This is a genomic window from Bacillus sp. 95MFCvi2.1, from assembly GCF_000374965.1.
In the GTDB taxonomy this organism is placed as follows: domain Bacteria; phylum Bacillota; class Bacilli; order Bacillales; family Bacillaceae_G; genus Bacillus_A; species Bacillus_A pseudomycoides.
The window spans coordinates 1-17965 of record NZ_KB895716.1; the positions used below are offsets into that span (position 1 = coordinate 1).

Consider the following 17965-nt stretch of genomic DNA (forward strand, 5'->3'; position numbering starts at 1 on the left):
AAGGCGCGAAGCCACCCATCATTCTTGCCGCTGGAGCTGGATTATATAAAAAGCGCAAGCGGCTCGCATTGACCTACTTCCCCCACTCTTCAACAATACATACAAATTTCAAGGAGGCATTATTATGTCAGTTATTTTTTCTGGTATTCAGCCAAGCGGAACAATTACGCTTGGAAACTATTTAGGAGCAATGAAACAATTTACAGAATTACAAAACGAACATGATTGTTATTTCTGCATTGTAAACCAGCATGCGATTACAGTTCCTCAAGATTCTGTACAACTTCGTAAAAACATCCGCAGCCTTGCTGCGCTATATGTAGCTTGTGGTATTGATCCTGAAAAATCTACTTTATTTGTACAATCAGAGGTACCTGCGCACGCTCAACTCGGATGGATTATGCAATCTATCGCATATGTTGGAGAATTAGAACGTATGACGCAATATAAAGATAAATCATCTGGTAGAGAATCTGTTCCAGCTGGATTACTTACGTATCCACCATTAATGGCAGCTGACATCTTACTTTACAACACTGAGATTGTGCCAGTTGGCGACGATCAAAAACAACATATGGAATTAACTCGCGATTTAGCAGAGCGTTTCAATAAACGTTTCCGTGAAATTTTCACAATTCCAGAGATTCGCATTCCAAAAGTAGGCGCTCGTGTTATGTCATTAACAGAACCTACGAAAAAAATGAGCAAATCTGATCCAAATCCAAAATCAATGATTAGTATGCTTGATGAGCCAAAAACAATTGAAAAGAAAATTAAAAGTGCAGTAACTGATTCTGACGGTATCGTAAAATACAACAAAGAAAACAAACCTGGTATTTCCAACTTATTAACAATCTACTCTTCATTCTCAGGTAAAACAATTGAAGAACTAGAAGCTTACTATGAAGGAAAAGGATACGGCGACTTTAAAGGTGATTTAGCACAAGTAGTCGTAGAAGCAATTCGTCCAATTCAAGAAAAATATAACGAACTAATTAACTCCCCTGAATTAGATGAAATTCTTGACAAAGGTGCTGAAAAAGCAAACCGCGTTGCAATGAAACAACTACGTAAAGTTGAAAATGCAATGGGATTAAGCAGAAAACGTAGGTAACTAAAAAAGCGGAGGCGACTGCTTAGCCCTGGGTGGCTAAGGTTCTTTCCCACAGAAGGTGCTTTTTACCTTCTCGTGGGGAAGGTTCTTAGACGCAAAGGGCTAGGAGCCGGAGCTGGATTATAACAAAAAGCGGAGGTGGATCATTCAGCTCTGACGGTCTAAGGTTTTTTCGCATAGAAGGCGTTCTTTGACTTCTTATGCGGAAGGTTCTTAGACACGAAGAGCTTGCCACCGGAGCTGGATCAAATTAAAAAACCGCCAATTTGGCGGTTTTTTAATTTACCTTTTGTTCATTTTCCATTTCCCATAACTTTTCAAAGAATGGTTGCCCTTTTACAAGGCGTTCACATAGCTGTTCATGCTTTTTTGACCAACCATATTTCGCTTCCTCATAAAGGCGCTCCCAGACGTCTTCAAATTTCATATGTTGAACAGTCCCATATGCAGATGGATCCCATTCTGTATACCAATAGCGAATTTCAGCTGGATTTTTCGTTGTATGTAGTTGATCTAGCGCCATAAAAAGCAATTGTTTTAATTGTCGTTCTTTACGAGTTAAGCCATTCATAATATATGGCGATGGCGATAAAATATGATGCTCTTTTTGTGATTCTTCCACTTGAAACTCATACTTTTCTGCTTGGACATTTTCCACCATCTCATATACCATCTGCTCTTGACGAGGAATAAGCCTACTTTTTCGAATCGGTACATTGTACCCAATTGAATCCACTGCAATAATTCCTTTTCCATCTGTAACAACAAAACAATACTCTTGTTGCAAACGCTCATGATTTTTACGAATATACGCCTTATGATGTACGTCTTCCAATAGTTTTTGCGGAAGTTCCAATAATTCGTTCTCGATGTAATGATATAATGTAGAATCTACTTTTAATAATGGCACTTGATCTAATAATTCGATCGTATCATCCTTCCGCCATTCGTAAAAATGACAAACGTTATACCCATTTTCTTCACCTTCAAACCAATTTACCCACACATCATGTAGATATAACATTTTCTACCCCTCACTTCACTACTGTTTGTACATCTCATTATGTTCATTTCTTGTGAAATTTATTCCATCCAAGGGAATATATTCTACTTATTATTTCTTCACTACTTCTCACTTCCATTTTCATCATGCAAAAAAACTTGGCAGCGCCAAGTTTTTTATATTTATCACCTATTAAGAGGTAAAAGTATTTGCTTTATTTAATATACATATGGCATCCATGGGCAATAAAGAAAGCGTGTTATCTTTCTCAAATTCCACACAATCTTTTACAATATGAAATCCAACGCCATATCCAAGCATCTTCGGGTACATTTGCATTCCATTTAGTAAGCAGTCATGCTCCCTTGTTCCTCTCTTCATATCCAGTTTCTTTTTTACAACCTTCTCCCAATAATGAACCGCTTCCTCTTTTGTATAGTACGATGTCCACGGTGCATAACTTTTTTCTGAGTGCCTTTCATACACCGCTTGCTCTGCAAGCCCCTCCATTATCATTGTATCAAGTAATGTATAATCCTTTTCTTTCTTTTCAATTTGATGTAACCGACATATGTGATGATATTCATGGGTAAGCAATGCTTTTAATTCCTTCACTGTATTCCGTCCACAGACAAACAGGAAAATCACATGACGCATTGTTAAGCCAGCTTTTCCGTTATATTCCGCTTGTACCATGCGATTATATGAATCTGATAACAAAATAAAGATAGGGACATCTGGCCCTTGTAACCAGTGCTTTAGTTCCTCATACTCCTCAGAAAGCTCTTTCCAAATCTGCTTTTCCTCTAGTCGCTCAATTTCTTTTTGTCCTTCCATCACTGGACGATACATACCTTTAGAAATTAAAAAACGGTACAACCTCTCCTTTGGCAATGGAATGTATTTTGTAAACTTCTCACAAAGCTTTTCTGGACGCCCATAATAAAGGTGCAGCCAATCTGCCGTTTGAATAACCCCCATCTTCACTCCTCCCTTTTCTTCTATATATATGCAAGAAAAGGAGCGAACGCGAAGTAATAAAATGAAACTTTTGATTGGCTTTACTTTGTTTCTGATTGCGTTACTTCATCTTTCCCGCATGCGCCCAAAAAGATTAGTAGTAAAGTCATGATGCCGAAACAAATCCCCTTCATTTTTACTACATTATTTATAAGCTTTAAATACTAACACTGCGTTATGACCACCGAATCCTAGTTATGGCTATGCAATCAAAAGCTGACCCGCTCTCACTTTCTACTTTTGTTTTTACATGGCATGGGGCGAAAACAGGCACTGACCGCTTCTACACATGATCGGACGCTCTCTTCCATCCAAAAAAGGGTGTTTTAAGAAGTAGCTCTCCTTTGCTACTTCCCAAAACACCCTTTTACTACATTATTTATAAGCTTTAAATACTAACACTGCGTTATGACCACCGAACCCTAATGAGTTACTTAAAACAGTGCGTACTTCTTGATGTCTCGCTTTGTTTGGTACGTAATCTAAATCACATTCTGGATCTGGTGTTTCATAGTTAATTGTTGGCGGAATCACGCCATCTGTAATAGATTTAACAGAGAAAATCGCCTCAACAGCGCCAGCTGCTCCTAATAAATGACCAGTCATTGATTTTGTAGAGCTAATCGCTACTTTATATGCATGTTCACCAAATGCTTCTTTAATTGCCATCGTTTCGTATTTCTCATTCGCATCTGTACTTGTACCATGCGCATTAATATAATCGATATCCTCAGGCTGAAGACCGGCATCTGCTAATGCTTGACGTATCGCACGAACACCGCCCTCACCGCCAGGAGCAGGCATTGTAATATGGAACGCATCACCTGTTGCACCATATCCGACAAGTTCAGCATAAATACGTGCACCTCGTGCTAACGCATGCTCCAACTCTTCTAGTATAAGAATACCAGCTCCTTCTCCCATTACAAATCCACTACGATTTTTATCAAATGGACGACAAGCAGTTGCTGGATCCTCATTAAATGTTAATGCTTTCGCTGAACTAAATCCTGCAAATGCCATACTTGTTAACGGCGCCTCTGCACCGCCTGTAATCATTGCATCTGCATCACCGCGCTGAATGACTTTAAATGCGTCACCAATTGAGTTTGCCCCAGATGCACAAGCTGTCACAGAACAAGTATTAATTCCTTTTGCACCTGTAGCAATTGAGACTTGGCCCGCAGCCATATCAGGAATCATCATTGGTATCAAAAATGGACTTACACGGCGCGGGCCTTTTTCCGTAAAGATTTTAAATTGCTCTTCATACGTTTCCATGCCACCAATACCAGAACCTATCCATACACCAATACGCGGTGCATTTTCTTCTGTAATGTCCAACTTTGCATCTTCAACTGCCATTTTCGCTGCTGCTACCGCATATTGTGTGAAGCGATCCATACGGCGCGCTTCTTTTTTCTCAACATATTTTTCAGCTTCAAAGTCGTTAATTTCCGCTGCTACTTTTGCTGGAAATTGTTCCGGATCTAAGCGTGTAAGCCGTCCGATTCCAGATACACCATTTTTAATGTTTTCCCAAGCTGTTTCTACATCTGTTCCGATCGGCGTAACAGCTCCTAGTCCTGTAATTACGACACGCTTCTTTTCCATACAAAATACACTCCTTTTTTTCTCTCAGTCCTTATTTGCCCCAACGAAGAGCGACTGCTCCCCATGTTAATCCGCCACCAAAGCCGACTAATATAATTAAATCACCGTCTTGAATACGTCCATTTTGCAATTCCTCTACCATCGCAATTGGAATTGAAGAAGCTGACGTATTCCCAAACTTTTCAATTGTTGTACTCATTTTTTCTTGTGGCAAACCTAATCGTTCCCTTGCCGATTCCATAATACGAATATTTGCTTGATGCGGAACTAAAAAGTCCACATCTTCTTTCGTAAGACCTGCTTTTTCTACAACACGAAGACAAGAATCACCAAGTTGACGAACAGCGAATTTAAAGACTTCTCTGCCATTCATCATAACATATTCATCTTGATAAAGGTGCTTGCCACCACTTCCATCTGCGCCTAATTCAAATGAAAGGATACCGTTTCCTTCTGAAACAGCTCCCATTACAACAGCACCTGCTCCGTCTCCAAATAACACTGCCGTATTGCGGTCGTTCCAATCTACAATTTTAGATAATTTATCACTACCAACTACTAATACGTTTTTATAAGTTCCAGTTTGAATAAATTGCTGCGCTGTAATCATTCCGTACATAAAGCCCGCACATGCTGCACCTAAATCCATTGCTGCTGCATGTTTCGCACCAATTTGTTCTTGAATTACACAAGCAACGGCTGGAAAAGAGCGATCTGGCGTTACTGTTGCAACTAAAATAAGGTCAATTTCTTCTCCACTAATCCCTGCATTTTCAATAGCTTTCTTGGCAGCTTCTACCGCCATATATGAAGTATCTATTGTATCATCGGCAATGCGTCTCTCTGCAATTCCCGTTCTCGTACGAATCCACTCATCAGATGTATCCATGATTTTCTCTAAGTCGTGATTTGTGACTACTTTTTCTGGCACATATCTTCCGATCCCTAAAATGCCTACGTTCACATCGCAGCCCTCCGTTTTATATCAATTATTATGACTTGGTACTAATTCTAAAACATAAATGTTTATTTGTCTAGAATATATTTCTAAGTAAAAAAATAAAGCCGACATATTGTCGACCTTATCTCATAGTAGAACCAAAAGCAAGCTACCTATATATCCCGCTCTTTTCCAATTGAACTCCCCCCTCCTTCACTTTGCTTAGAAGAGGGAGCCTTCTCGGTTAAAATGACAAAAATACTTCCGTATCTGCTTTTACTTGGCGTGGGGCAGAAAAAGGCTCTGACCGTTTCTATGCATGGCTAGATGCTCTCTTCCTCCAAAAAAAGGTTTTTTGTCTAGTTCACCTTATTTTCCCGCTTTTCCAAGCTCATATGCTTCGTTCATTACTTTCATTAACAACTCTAGTACTGGCTGCGCTTTTTCCATATCAAGTGCAATCCCATTATCATCCAAAATGGCCTTTGCTTCCGGCAGGTGTTTCATAGCGATTTGTAAAAACTGCATATTTTTTTCATTCATATTTCTTCATCCTTTCCATAAAAGGAGCACTAATCTCCTTACTTCTACACTATATAAATTCCTTTTGATTTTTCAACATATAAGTCGGTGCTACAAAAACAAAAGGTGACTTGCACTCGTGTTCTCTCTTTGTTTTTAACTTTTGGTATGGGGTATGGCTTCTATGCATGGGCGGATACTCTCTCCCACCTAAAAAAGAAAGGTTTTATATCGGTTTTTCAATTTGTATTTATATTGATTTTCCAACATACAAACCACGGCTTTGAAAATAAACGGAGATTTTCACTCGTTTTCTCCTTTTGTTTTCACTTGGCATGGGGCCAAAAAAGGACCTGACCGCTTCTATGCATGGGCGGATACTCTCTCCCACCTAAAAAAAGGTTTTATATCCGTTTTTCAATTTATATTTGTATAGTTTAACATATGTTATGTTCTTCGTATAACTCTTTATATCGTTTTAAATGTGTCAATTGCTTATTTAAACCGAATTCTAACGGCGTGTTTTTCACAATACAAACACTCTTTATCTCTTCTCTTTTTACTTCTTTAACAGTTTTTTTCACTTTATGCTCAGCATTTAAAAGGATAATTCCTTTTTCCCATAGATTTTCTTTACCACTGATCATATTATATACACCTAAATTTTCTATGGTTTTACCTTTTTCCCACAAATATTCACACACATCTTCTACATAAAGAAGGTCCGCTCCATTTTCATTTTGAAGAAGCTCATATTCCTTTTCCATAAGTTCAGAAAGAATAAGCCTGTGGTACGTCATAAAGGAAGGCTGCCATGGGCCATATAAAGTTGGAACACGAAGTATACTATAACGAATATTCCCCTTCTCCACTTCTTCCTCTACTTTCATAAATAATCGTTTATTTTCAGATTGATCTTGCACATTTGCTATTTCAATAGAAGAAAGTACATTTAGCTTCACTTGTTTTCTTTCGCACATATGAATGACACGCTTTAAATATTGTAAAATGATTCGTTCATTTCGAAATCCGCTTTGCCTGTTCGGTTCACATAAACAAAAGTAAGCCGCATCAAATTGATCGGTTTCTACTGTCTTCCATCCGCTCTCATCTCTTATAGACGAATACATAAACAAATCATTCCGCCCAATTAGAAATAACTTTTCTTCACTTACTTTTGACATACTTTCCAGATCAGCAAAATCAAGGCCATATACTTCTACTTCTTCCGCAAGCATTTTATTTACAAGATGATAGCCTACAAACGAAAGTGCTCCTATAATTAGTACGCGCTTCATGTCACCAACCCTTTCTCCCTCTAAACAAATAGCTCCTCATTTATGTATATTGGAGCTTCATAAATCTTCTTCATATTTTTTAAAGAAATGACATGTATGTTGAACCATCTTATATTTTACATGTTGCAAATGAAACGATAGTGAGGTCTCACAATTTTTATTTATCCGCTTTTTTTCATATTCACGTAACAATTGCTTGCGCGCTTTTTGTTCTTGTGTGGATACAAATATTTTTACAGGCACACAAGAAGGTAAATAAGAAAAAGACTTCTTAGCAATTTCCGCTTCTAACTGAGCTTCCTTCACATCATACGCAAGCAATAACTCTCTCACTAACCTTTTATAGAAAAATTTATGCTCTTTTTCAAATTCCACATGTGCAGGCAAATCTAGGCATGGAGTAAGCATCACTACAGATCGAATACATTCTGGGTATCGATTCATCATTTCAAGAGCCACAAGAGCCCCCATTCCATCTGCAATGATATGAATTTGTTCGTTTAGTGTTTCTTTTTTCATAACAACATGATACAAACGCTTCGCTAAACGAACCGATTGATCATTCCCCCAATGTCTCCCGTATAAATTAGATGAAAAAACGGTATATCCATTTTCTATCAGCCCATTTAAAAAATGAGCGCGCCCCGCATGCTGCGTCCATAAACTTGTACCATTCTCAATAAAATAATTGTAATCACCAAGAAGCATGACACCAAATCCATTGGGCTTCTCTGGCAAATAAATCACACATGGTTCTTGTTCTAAGTAAAAAAAACGTTCCGTAACACTCATCATTCTCCCGCCTTATTTTCTAAACATAAAAACTACTCCTTTATAATGTATGAAAGGAATACAATTTTGCTTTGAAAAATCTACAAATATTTTTTCTATATTCTTTTTTCAATTGTGTTACAATAAGGACAGATTGAACGAATAGGGGTGTGAAAAGATGCGTGTAATTTGGGCCTTTATTTGGTCGTTTATGCTTGTACATATGATGAGCTACGTAATTAGCTCTATGACTGGCGGTGTATACGATTTCGCGCTAGCGTCTAAATTCTCAATTGTTCTTGCTGTGCTTGTAATGGCAATTGCAGCAGCAATTCCAAACGAACCAGTAGAACAACACTAATAAAGAAAGAGCCCGGATTCAATCTCCGGACTCTTTTTTTATTGGGCATGAACAACTAGTTCGTTATTTTCCACATCAACAACTACATGACTATTATCAGTAATTGTTCCCGCAATCAATTCACGTGCTAACTTTGTTTCAACTTGACGCTGTACATATCGTTTTAATGGACGCGCTCCATACATCGGATCGAACCCAGATTCCACAACAAACTCTTTTGCTACTTCTGTTAATTCCACTGTAATATGACGATCTATTAAACGCCCTTGTAACTCTTTTACAATTTTATCAACGATTCCTTTGATCTCATTTGTTGTAAGTGGTTTAAATAAAATAATTTCATCCACACGATTTAAAAACTCTGGACGAAAATGTCCTCTAAGCTGCCCCATAACAAGATCTCTTGCTTCCTCTTTAATTGTACCATCTTCTTGTAACCCTTCTAATAAATGCCCTGAACCAATATTCGATGTCATAATAATCACTGTATTTTTGAAATCCACTGTTCGTCCTTGTGAATCCGTAATACGCCCATCATCTAACATTTGTAATAAAATGTTGAATACTTCTGGATGTGCTTTTTCAATTTCATCTAATAAAATAACGGAATATGGTTTACGGCGTACGGCTTCTGTTAATTGTCCACCTTCCTCATATCCTACATATCCAGGAGGAGCTCCAATCAAGCGAGACACAGCATGTTTCTCCATATACTCGGACATATCAATGCGAATGATTTGCTCTTCACTATCAAATAAAGATTGTGCTAATGTTTTCGCAAGTTCTGTTTTCCCAACGCCTGTTGGTCCTAAGAAAATGAATGAACCGATTGGACGATTTGGATCTTTAATACCAGCGCGAGCACGAAGAACTGCATCCGCCACAAGACTAACTGCTTCCTCTTGCCCAATAACACGTTCTGATAAAATTTGCTCTAAACGTAGCAGTTTTTCACGTTCACCTTCTACAAGTTTTGCAACTGGTATGCCAGTCCAACGTGAAACGATATTTGCAATTTCTTCTTCACTTACTTCTTCACGAAGCAAACGGTTCTCTTGTTCGTTATGCGCTCCCGTTTCTTCCGCTTCTCTTAATTCTTTTTCCACTGCTGGAATTTTACCATGACGAAGCTCTGCTGCTTTATTTAAGTCGTAATTCCCTTCTGCTTCTTCTAATTCACGACGTAAACGTTCAAGGTGTTCCCTTAAGTCACGAACTTTATGGATTTCTTCTTTTTCTTTTTGCCATTGCGCTCGCATTCCATTTGCAACTTCTTTTAAATCAGATAGTTCATGTTGCAATGTTTTTAGTCGCTCTTGACTACCACGATCCGTTTCTTTTCCTAAAGCAGCTTCTTCAATTTCCAGCTGCATAATGCGGCGCGTTACTTCATCCAATTCTGTTGGCATAGAATCAATTTCTGTTCGAATTGTTGCGCACGCTTCATCAACAAGGTCAATCGCTTTATCTGGTAAAAAGCGATCAGATATATATCGATCAGACAATACAGATGCCGCTACAATCGCACGGTCATGAATATTTACACCATGATAAATTTCAAAGCGCTCTTTTAAACCACGTAAAATAGAAATTGTATCTTCTACCGTTGGCTCTTCTGCTAACACTTGTTGAAAACGACGTTCTAGCGCTGGATCTTTCTCAATATATTTTCGATACTCATCTAAAGTAGTCGCACCAATACAATGAAGTTCACCGCGCGCAAGCATTGGTTTTAACATATTCCCTGCATCCATCGCCCCTTCTGTTTTACCAGCACCAACAATTGTATGGAGCTCATCAATGAATAAAAGAATACGCCCTTCACTTTTTTTGATTTCATTTAACACAGCTTGCAAACGTTCTTCAAACTCACCACGGAACTTTGCACCCGCCACAAGCGCGCTCATATCTAACGCAAAGATTGTTCTATCTTTTAATCCTTCTGGTACATCTTTTCGCACAATTCGTTGTGCCAATCCTTCAACAATGGCTGTTTTCCCAACGCCTGGTTCACCAATTAAAACAGGGTTGTTTTTTGTTTTACGAGAAAGAATGCGGATAACCCGACGAATTTCGCTATCACGACCAATGACAGGATCAATTTTCCCTTGTCTTACTTCTGCCACTAAATCACGGCCATACTTTTCTAACGCTTCATATGTTACTTCTGGATTTTGACTAGTCACTCTCTGATTCCCCCGAACTTCCATTAAAGACTGTAATAATGTATCCTTCGTAATGTGAAATGCTGTGAACAAGTGATTCATATCACCTTTTTCCTCACAAAATGCGAGCAATACATGTTCCACTGAAATATATTCATCTTGCAGTTTTTTTGCCTCTGCCTCTGCTTTAACGAGTAATTGCCCTAAAGCATTTGTCACATACACTTTGCCAGCTTCTACACCACTTCCTGTAACAGATGGTTTCTTTTGAAGCAATCTTTCTACTTCTTTCGTTAATTGTTCTATATTGACATTCATTTTTTGAAAAATACGCACTGCTAATCCATCTTGCTGCTGTAATAATGCAAGTAATAGATGAACAGTATCAACTTCTTGATGATGATGAGATACCGCTAAAGATTGAGCACTCATAATTGCTTCTTGTGTTTTCGTCGTCATTTGATTTAAGTCCATCTTCACAAACCTCCAAACATTGGAATCCTCTTGATGTTTGACCTTTTTTGATTTTTTGACTTTATTTGACCTTTAATTTAATTATACGCCAATTGTCTTTTTTATACAATGAATTTGATTATGAAATTTGAACTTTGTTTCCCAAAAAAAGTATGTATACCTCTGCTCTTCAATCACAAAAGCCGCAATATAAATTGCGGCTTCTCTTACGGCTTTCTTTTATATGTCCACTGGCGGTTCTGATTCGAATTCTCAGGAAACCTTTGACCAGCAGTTAATTTTACCAGTTGTGGATCTTTAACCATACTTCCTGTTTCACCAATTTCTACATAAATCCCATCATTTGGTGCTTTCTGTCCAGAACGAAACCTATGATTTTGTCCCATTTTCATTCTCCTTCCATGACATCTTTACACCGTTAGTATATCCATTTTTGAAAAAGCCTTTCTGTTATGTTTAGGAAACGAGTCATATTTTTTATTACTGTTCATATGTATGACTTTACATGATAAAGCAGGAGAACAAGCATCACTTGTTGAAAAAAAAGAAACCGACCTATTCTAGGCCAGTTCCAAAGGAGAGTCAAACATATACGAGAAGATTACATGTTCATTATATGTCTTGCTGCGCCCGTAATGTAACCCTTTTCACAAATTGTACAAAATGAAAGAAACATTATTTGAACTTTCAAAAAAATCATTGACTTTTCTGATTTTGGGTAGGAAATAGTGGACACTAACATGTTTCGCGACGTAAGATGAATATATAATGAAACTTCCATTCATGGTTGTTTCTCCCGCATTAACGGGGGATGGAGCCCCCCGCTGATGGAAGTTCCACTTTATCTATACACTTTCCAACCTCTTATTTCTGCATCTTAAAACGGAAATACAGATAGAAACAAAAAATTTTTCATAAGAGGTGAAAACATGAAAAAACAACATTTAATCGCATTAGATTTAGATGGCACTTTACTTACAGACAATAAAATTATTTCCGCACGAACAAAGCAAACAATTGAAAAAGCAAAAGAACAAGGACATGTTGTTGTCATTTCAACAGGACGTCCATTTCGCGCTAGTCACGCTTATTATAAAGAACTTGGTTTGAATACACCTATCGTTAACTTTAACGGCGCTTATGTTCATCACCCGCTTGATACAAATTGGGGAACGCACCATTCCCCCCTTGAGCTTTCTACTGCACAAGAAATCGTTCGGGCTTGCTTTGATTTTGGCGTTAAAAACATTTATGCCGAAGTAATTGACGATGTATATGTTCGCGAAATTGATGAGGATAAAAAGCATATCTTTGAATTTGGCTCTCCAAATATTTTTACAGGAGACTTACTAAACATTTTGCAAGATCATCCAACATGCTTATTAATCGATGCACTGGATGAGCAATCAACAGCTATTCGTAAGCATTTAACAGATATGCATGCAGAAGTGATTGATCATCGAAAATGGGGTGCTCCTTGGCCGATTATTGAAATTGTGAAAAGCGGCCTCAATAAAGCGATTGGACTTCAAAAAGTTTCTAGCTATTATAACATTCCACAAGAACGAATTATTGCGTTCGGTGACGAAGACAATGATTTTGAGATGATTGAGTTTGCAGGTCACGGCATCGCCATGGGTAATGCCATTCCTGAATTAAAAACATTAGCGAATCATACGACATTAACAAACGAAGAAGATGGAATTGCTCTTTATTTAGAAGAGGTTCTTGGATTGTAATCTAAAAATTCCCTACTTATAGTTTGGTTCAAAACGCTCATACTATAACTAGACACAGCGATGTGTCAGTTGTTTTCTGCTAAAAAAGGGGGAATTACGAATGGGTAAAAAGAACAAATCAAAACGTTTCACCCAACAAGGGGCCGATGCTGTTATGAAGCATGCTGAAAGATTCCCGTACCGCGGTACATTAGCTGATGCAGAAAAAGAACGAAACAACTCTTCTCTCGGAGGGGTTTAAATGGGTAACTTATTATTTCAGCAAGCACGAGATGCTGTTGCAGGCGCCGTTTCTTGTTCAAGCGGCACAGAACAGCGGGAACTCGTTTATAGAGCAAAAAATGCTTTGCAATCCGCTTATGCCAATTCTTCAACTGCTGAAAAGGTACAACTGCGTGAGATGCAACAGCAACTGCAAAACATCACTAACACACATTAAAACAAGAGGACCGATTCCCGGTCCTCTTTAATCTTTCCGAAACAACCCAAATATACCGACTGTTTGAATGACATTTGTAAATGCGCCAGGATCTACCTGTCTAATAATTCTCTCTAATTCATATAGCTCGTAACGGGTAATCACAATCATTAGCATTTCTTTATTTTCATTTGTATATGCCCCTGTCGCTGGTATAGTTGTAATACCGCGTACTAAACGTGCTTGAATCGCTTTTCGTACATCTTTACCATTTTTCGTAACGATAAATGCTGTAATTTTCACATGACGAGTATGAATTGCATCAATAATCCTCGATGATACATATAGTGTCACTAACGTGTATAACGCTTTTTCCCATCCGTACAAATAGCCAGCTGCAATAATGATGATTGCATTAAAGAAAAAGAAATATGTTCCGACAGGCTTATCTTTTATTTTTGACAAAATCATTGCAATGATATCTAAACCACCTGTAGAAGCTCCCCATTTCAAGGCAATTCCTACCCCTATCGCTGAAATGAGACCACCAAAAATAGCATTCAATATAATATCATTTGAAACAGCCTTCACTGGTATAATTTCTAAAAACAGTGTCATAAATACAACACATAAAAAACTAAATAACGTAAACGCTTTTCCGACCTTTTTCCATGCTAAAATAACGACCGGAATATTAAATAAAGCAAAAAGTACTCCCGTCGATATGTGAATCGATGCAAAATCGCCTAACACTTGCGAAAGCAATTGAGATAATCCCGCGAAACCGCTCGCATATACTTTTGCTGGTGTTAAGAACAAGTTCATTCCAATTGCATTTAATAAACCTGCGATGATAACAACAATTAGTTTTTTCGTTAATTCGGCATAATTTAATTTTAAGTCCATACCCCATCCACCTTTATACATAATAGGTTCACCTCTACTCGTATACATAGTCTTTACGAAAACGGAAATGATAAACGTACAACTGTTTAGAAATGGAGTTGATATGTATGCCGCATACAAGCGATAATGACAAAAAAGCACGCGATAATAATGCAAAGCGCACACAAAAAAATGAACAAGAACAAAAAAATATTCAGCAAGGAAAACGTGCATACTCTAAAAAAACAGATCATCTTTAATTATTTCGTACATCAACATAATTGTTGATGTACTTTTTTATTTCACAAAAAACATCTCAAATTCACTTCTTGTTCACTTCTCTATTTTACAATAATAACAGCATAATTAGATGAGGTGTTAGGATGCAAAGAAAACAATTATGGATAGCAACAGCTGCGCTCGGAACGTTAATGCTGTCTGCTTGTGGTCCAAAAGATAACTCAGAGGCGATTGCAACATCAAAAGTTTCAACCATTACAAAAGGTGATTTTGACAAGCAGTTAAAAGAACGGTACGGAAAAGATATGCTATATGAAATGATGGCACAAGATATCATGACAAAAAAATATAAAGTATCTGATGATGAAGTCGATAAAGAATTCAAAAAAGCAAAAGATCAATTTGGTGATCAATTCAAAACGGTATTAGAAAGTAACCGCCTAAAAGATGAAGATGACTTTAAAAATCAAATTAGGTTCAAATTAGCAATGAACGAAGCCATTAAGAAAAGCATTACAGATAAAGATGTAAAAGCAAACTATAAACCTGAAATTAAAGCCAGCCACATTTTAGTAAACGATGAAAAAACGGCAAATGATATTAAGAAACAACTGGATGAAGGTGCTTCATTCGAAGAGTTAGCAAAACAACAATCACAGGACCCAGGTTCAAAGGAAAATGGCGGAGACCTTGGATACTTCGGTCCAGGTAAAATGGTACCTGAATTTGAAGAAGCGGCTTACAAATTAAATGTCGGTGAAATTAGCAAACCTATCAAGTCATCACAAGGCTATCACATTATTAAACTTACCGATAAAAAAGAATTAAAACCATATGATGAAGTAAAAGATTCCATTCGTAAAAATCTGGAAGAAAAGTTGTTAGCAGATCAAACTACCGGTCAAAAAATATTGTTAGACGAATTCAAGAAAGCTGATATTAAAGTAAAAGATAGTGATTTGAAAGATACATTCTCTCGTCTTTCCGGACAACAATAAAAAATCTAGCAACAGAGTTGGCTGGTAGAAAAGTAGTAAATGAAATTTCACCCCGCATTAACGGGCAGTAAGACTCCCACCTCAAGATTCAGAGAAAAACAAGAAAGATAAGTGAGGAATCAACTGCTCGTAAAAGCCCGATTGGCGAGAGCTAATAATCAGTGGGAGATGAAGAAAACCCCACTGATTAAAGTTTCACTTTATCGGAGCAAATTCGAATATATCGACGTTCCGACACATAACGACAAAAAACAGGAGCCTGCTGACTCCTGTTTCCCAACACTCTGAAAATCCGAACAGGCATGAGCCTGTTCGGATTTTTTTATTTCTTGAAGTACGTCCAACCTTCTTCTTGATAAACCTTTTCTTCTTTCATCAACTTACCAAGCGCACGTTTAAACGCTGCTTTACTCATATTAAAACGTTCTTTAATGTCTTCTGGATGGCTCTTATCCCAAAACGGCATTGCTCCTCCGCGGCTCTCCATGTACTCATAAACCACCGCAGCATCATCTTCCATTCCCTCTTCTTTACGCGGAAGAAGTGAAATATTAATCGTACCATCATCTTTCACATCAATAATACGGCCCGTTACACGCTCACCAATACGAACTTGTTCTTTTCTTTCTGTGTGGTGTAAAAAGGCACGGAAATGTTCATCCGTTAATACAAACGAACCAACTTGAAGTGAGCGATATACACGTCCGTTCACATTTTTATTACGCATAGATGGCGTTGCCTCTACAATAATTTCCTGCATATCTGAATCTCTTGCCGGAAGAGCAATAAGACGACCACGATTTGTTAATTTTAATGTACAATATAACTCATCGCCTTCTTCTGGCCAAACTGGTGTATAAATTGGAAACTCATCAGCTGGGATTAAGATATCCTTAGAAACACCGATATCAACGAACACACCTAAATCAGGTTTTACTTCTACGACTTTTACCCAATTCCAATCACTTATCGTAATAAGCGGCGTCTTCATTGTCGCAGAAATTCGCTCTTGATGATCAAGATATAGAAATACATCAATCGTATCGCCTTCCTCAATTTCTCCCGCTACTTCATTTTTATGTAAAAATACTTCTTCATAACCATCCTCATCGTCAAATCCAACCATATATCCAATTTCCGTTTCTCGTAAAACAGTTACCTGTTCAATCGATCCTGGCTGCAAATACATATATTTTAATTCCCTTCTATATATAAAGTATATTTTTATCATTCCAAAGAAAGCTTCATTATAACACGAATTTTCCTTTATTTGTCCAACTCGCAAAAATTCACTATAATAAGAGGTGGAATTTAATTTGGAGGTGCTTACTATGGCAAAAGATAGTTCTTTTGACATCGTTTCAAAAGTAGAATTACCAGAAGTAACAAATGCTATTAACATCGCATTAAAAGAAATTCAAAATCGATATGACTTTAAAGGAAGCAAGAGTGATATTAAATTAGAAAAAGAAGTAATCGTTTTAACTTCTGATGATGAATTTAAATTAGATCAAGTAAAAGATGTTCTTATTTCAAAACTAGTTAAACGTGAAGTACCAATTAAAAACTTAGACTACGGAAAAGTAGAAAGCGCTACTGGTAACACAGTACGTCAACGTGCAACACTGCAACAAGGTATCGATAAAGATAACGCGAAGAAAATTAATAACATTATTAAAGAGTTAAAATTAAAAGTGAAAACACAAGTACAAGATGATCAAGTACGCGTAACAGCAAAAAGCCGCGATGACTTACAAGCAGTAATCGCAGCGGTTCGTAGCGCTGATTTACCAATCGACGTACAATTCATTAACTATCGTTAATAGAAAAATAATAAAAAATGATAAACACACGTAAAATAGCGCTTCACCTAACCCTTTTTGGTCAGATGAAGCGCTATTTTTTCATATTTTGGCACGCTACGATGAGATAGGCCTGCATTTGGACAGACTTCAGCCCTCAGAACCGAGCGTATCGATAACCATCTACTTTTGTCTATAATTGAAATTTATCAGGATTACACTTTTTTCAAATATTCTCATTAATCAATTCTATTTTACAGAAAAAAACTGTTTCACCTTCTAACTAATTGAACTACCCCCACCTTCACTTCGTTTAGAGGAGGGGGTCTTCTCGGTTAAAATGATAAAATCCATTATTCTACCCATGATATTCCTTATATATAAAATTATAAATTATAACATAAAACTATAATAACTTCATATGCAATATTGCATATGAAAACGGATTGCAAATCATCTATTTTCTGAATATAATAAACATAAAATATGGCTAAATTTTCAGAAAATAAATAAAGGTAATTTTAAAGAGCGGATTGAATACCAAAAACGTTCATCTAATAAACGAATTATTAATTGTGTTTATTTTCAAATAGCTAGATTT

20 protein-coding genes are annotated in these 17965 nt (G+C 37.2%); 9 read left to right on the plus strand and 11 right to left on the minus strand.

Annotation, left to right across the window (positions count from 1 at the left end; genetic code table 11):
- Both C568_RS35750 and trpS read left to right on the plus strand, forming a co-directional pair.
- On the plus strand, positions 1-185 hold a 185-nt coding region (locus C568_RS35750; RefSeq protein WP_331271565.1), incomplete at its 5' end, for a hypothetical protein.
- Positions 125-1114: a tryptophan--tRNA ligase gene (gene trpS, locus C568_RS0124745; RefSeq protein WP_018783033.1), complete on the plus strand. Its 990-nt coding sequence runs from the start codon at positions 125-127 to the stop codon at positions 1112-1114. The genes C568_RS35750 and trpS, both read left to right, overlap by 61 nt.
- Before the next feature lie 277 nt (positions 1115-1391).
- On the opposite strand, the gene C568_RS0124750 is transcribed toward trpS, so the two are convergent.
- The 7 genes from C568_RS0124750 to C568_RS0124780 form a co-directional block, all read right to left on the minus strand.
- On the minus strand, positions 1392-2138 hold the full coding sequence (locus C568_RS0124750; protein ID WP_003206164.1) for a YjbA family protein: 747 nt from the start codon (positions 2136-2138) through the stop codon (positions 1392-1394).
- Between the two features lie 171 nt (positions 2139-2309).
- Positions 2310-3098: a DUF2268 domain-containing protein gene (locus tag C568_RS0124755; protein ID WP_018783034.1), complete on the minus strand. Its 789-nt coding sequence runs from the start codon at positions 3096-3098 to the stop codon at positions 2310-2312.
- A gap of 414 nt (positions 3099-3512) precedes the next feature.
- The gene (fabF, locus tag C568_RS0124760) at positions 3513-4751 is read right to left on the minus strand and encodes a beta-ketoacyl-ACP synthase II (protein WP_018783035.1); all 1239 of its coding nucleotides are present in this window, start codon (positions 4749-4751) and stop codon (positions 3513-3515) included.
- 31 nt (positions 4752-4782) lie between these two features.
- Positions 4783-5715 (minus strand): beta-ketoacyl-ACP synthase III, encoded by a 933-nt coding sequence (gene fabH / locus C568_RS0124765; protein WP_018783036.1) that lies wholly within the window; start codon positions 5713-5715, stop codon positions 4783-4785.
- A gap of 345 nt (positions 5716-6060) precedes the next feature.
- On the minus strand, positions 6061-6234 hold the full coding sequence (locus tag C568_RS0124770; protein WP_003195910.1) for a ComZ family protein: 174 nt from the start codon (positions 6232-6234) through the stop codon (positions 6061-6063).
- Positions 6235-6650: 416 nt separating this feature from the next.
- Positions 6651-7511, minus strand: a complete 861-nt coding sequence (locus tag C568_RS0124775) for an NAD-dependent epimerase/dehydratase family protein (protein WP_018783037.1) — start codon at positions 7509-7511, stop codon at positions 6651-6653.
- A gap of 57 nt (positions 7512-7568) precedes the next feature.
- Positions 7569-8303: a hydrolase gene (locus C568_RS0124780; RefSeq protein WP_018783038.1), complete on the minus strand. Its 735-nt coding sequence runs from the start codon at positions 8301-8303 to the stop codon at positions 7569-7571.
- Positions 8304-8460: 157 nt separating this feature from the next.
- On the opposite strand from C568_RS0124780, the gene C568_RS0124785 reads away from it, so the two are divergent.
- Positions 8461-8643 carry a YjzD family protein gene (locus C568_RS0124785; protein ID WP_016113766.1) on the plus strand — a complete coding sequence of 61 codons (183 nt, stop codon included), beginning with the start codon at positions 8461-8463 and terminating at the stop codon, positions 8641-8643.
- A gap of 38 nt (positions 8644-8681) precedes the next feature.
- Here C568_RS0124785 and clpB read toward each other — a convergent pair whose 3' ends face one another.
- Entirely contained in the window at positions 8682-11282 is a 2601-nt protein-coding gene (gene clpB, locus C568_RS0124790; RefSeq protein ID WP_018783039.1) for an ATP-dependent chaperone ClpB, read from the minus strand.
- 206 nt (positions 11283-11488) lie between these two features.
- Complete coding sequence (locus tag C568_RS0124795; RefSeq protein ID WP_018763997.1) at positions 11489-11668, minus strand: YjzC family protein; 180 nt, start codon at positions 11666-11668, stop codon at positions 11489-11491.
- A gap of 543 nt (positions 11669-12211) precedes the next feature.
- Here C568_RS0124795 and C568_RS0124800 point away from each other — a divergent pair.
- From C568_RS0124800 to C568_RS0124810, 3 genes are all read left to right on the plus strand, one after another.
- Positions 12212-13021: a Cof-type HAD-IIB family hydrolase gene (locus C568_RS0124800; RefSeq protein WP_003195903.1), complete on the plus strand. Its 810-nt coding sequence runs from the start codon at positions 12212-12214 to the stop codon at positions 13019-13021.
- A 100-nt stretch (positions 13022-13121) separates the two neighbouring features.
- Positions 13122-13262 (plus strand): hypothetical protein, encoded by a 141-nt coding sequence (locus C568_RS0124805; protein WP_003195901.1) that lies wholly within the window; start codon positions 13122-13124, stop codon positions 13260-13262.
- Positions 13263-13460, plus strand: coding sequence for a DUF3813 domain-containing protein (locus tag C568_RS0124810; protein WP_003195898.1), 198 nt, complete (start codon positions 13263-13265; stop codon positions 13458-13460).
- Between the two features lie 27 nt (positions 13461-13487).
- On the opposite strand, the gene C568_RS0124815 is transcribed toward C568_RS0124810, so the two are convergent.
- Positions 13488-14345, minus strand: a complete 858-nt coding sequence (locus C568_RS0124815) for a YitT family protein (protein WP_033798724.1) — start codon at positions 14343-14345, stop codon at positions 13488-13490.
- Positions 14346-14452: 107 nt separating this feature from the next.
- On the opposite strand from C568_RS0124815, the gene C568_RS33655 reads away from it, so the two are divergent.
- Complete coding sequence (locus tag C568_RS33655; protein ID WP_001120851.1) at positions 14453-14584, plus strand: DUF3941 domain-containing protein; 132 nt, start codon at positions 14453-14455, stop codon at positions 14582-14584.
- A gap of 123 nt (positions 14585-14707) precedes the next feature.
- Complete coding sequence (prsA, locus tag C568_RS0124825) at positions 14708-15562, plus strand: peptidylprolyl isomerase PrsA (protein ID WP_018783040.1); 855 nt, start codon at positions 14708-14710, stop codon at positions 15560-15562.
- 322 nt (positions 15563-15884) lie between these two features.
- On the opposite strand, the gene C568_RS0124830 is transcribed toward prsA, so the two are convergent.
- Complete coding sequence (locus C568_RS0124830) at positions 15885-16751, minus strand: CvfB family protein (RefSeq protein WP_006093927.1); 867 nt, start codon at positions 16749-16751, stop codon at positions 15885-15887.
- Positions 16752-16893: 142 nt separating this feature from the next.
- Here C568_RS0124830 and C568_RS0124835 point away from each other — a divergent pair, with 142 nt between their 5' ends.
- Positions 16894-17385 carry a YajQ family cyclic di-GMP-binding protein gene (locus C568_RS0124835; RefSeq protein ID WP_003195889.1) on the plus strand — a complete coding sequence of 164 codons (492 nt, stop codon included), beginning with the start codon at positions 16894-16896 and terminating at the stop codon, positions 17383-17385.
- The last annotated feature ends 580 nt before the right edge of the window (positions 17386-17965 follow it).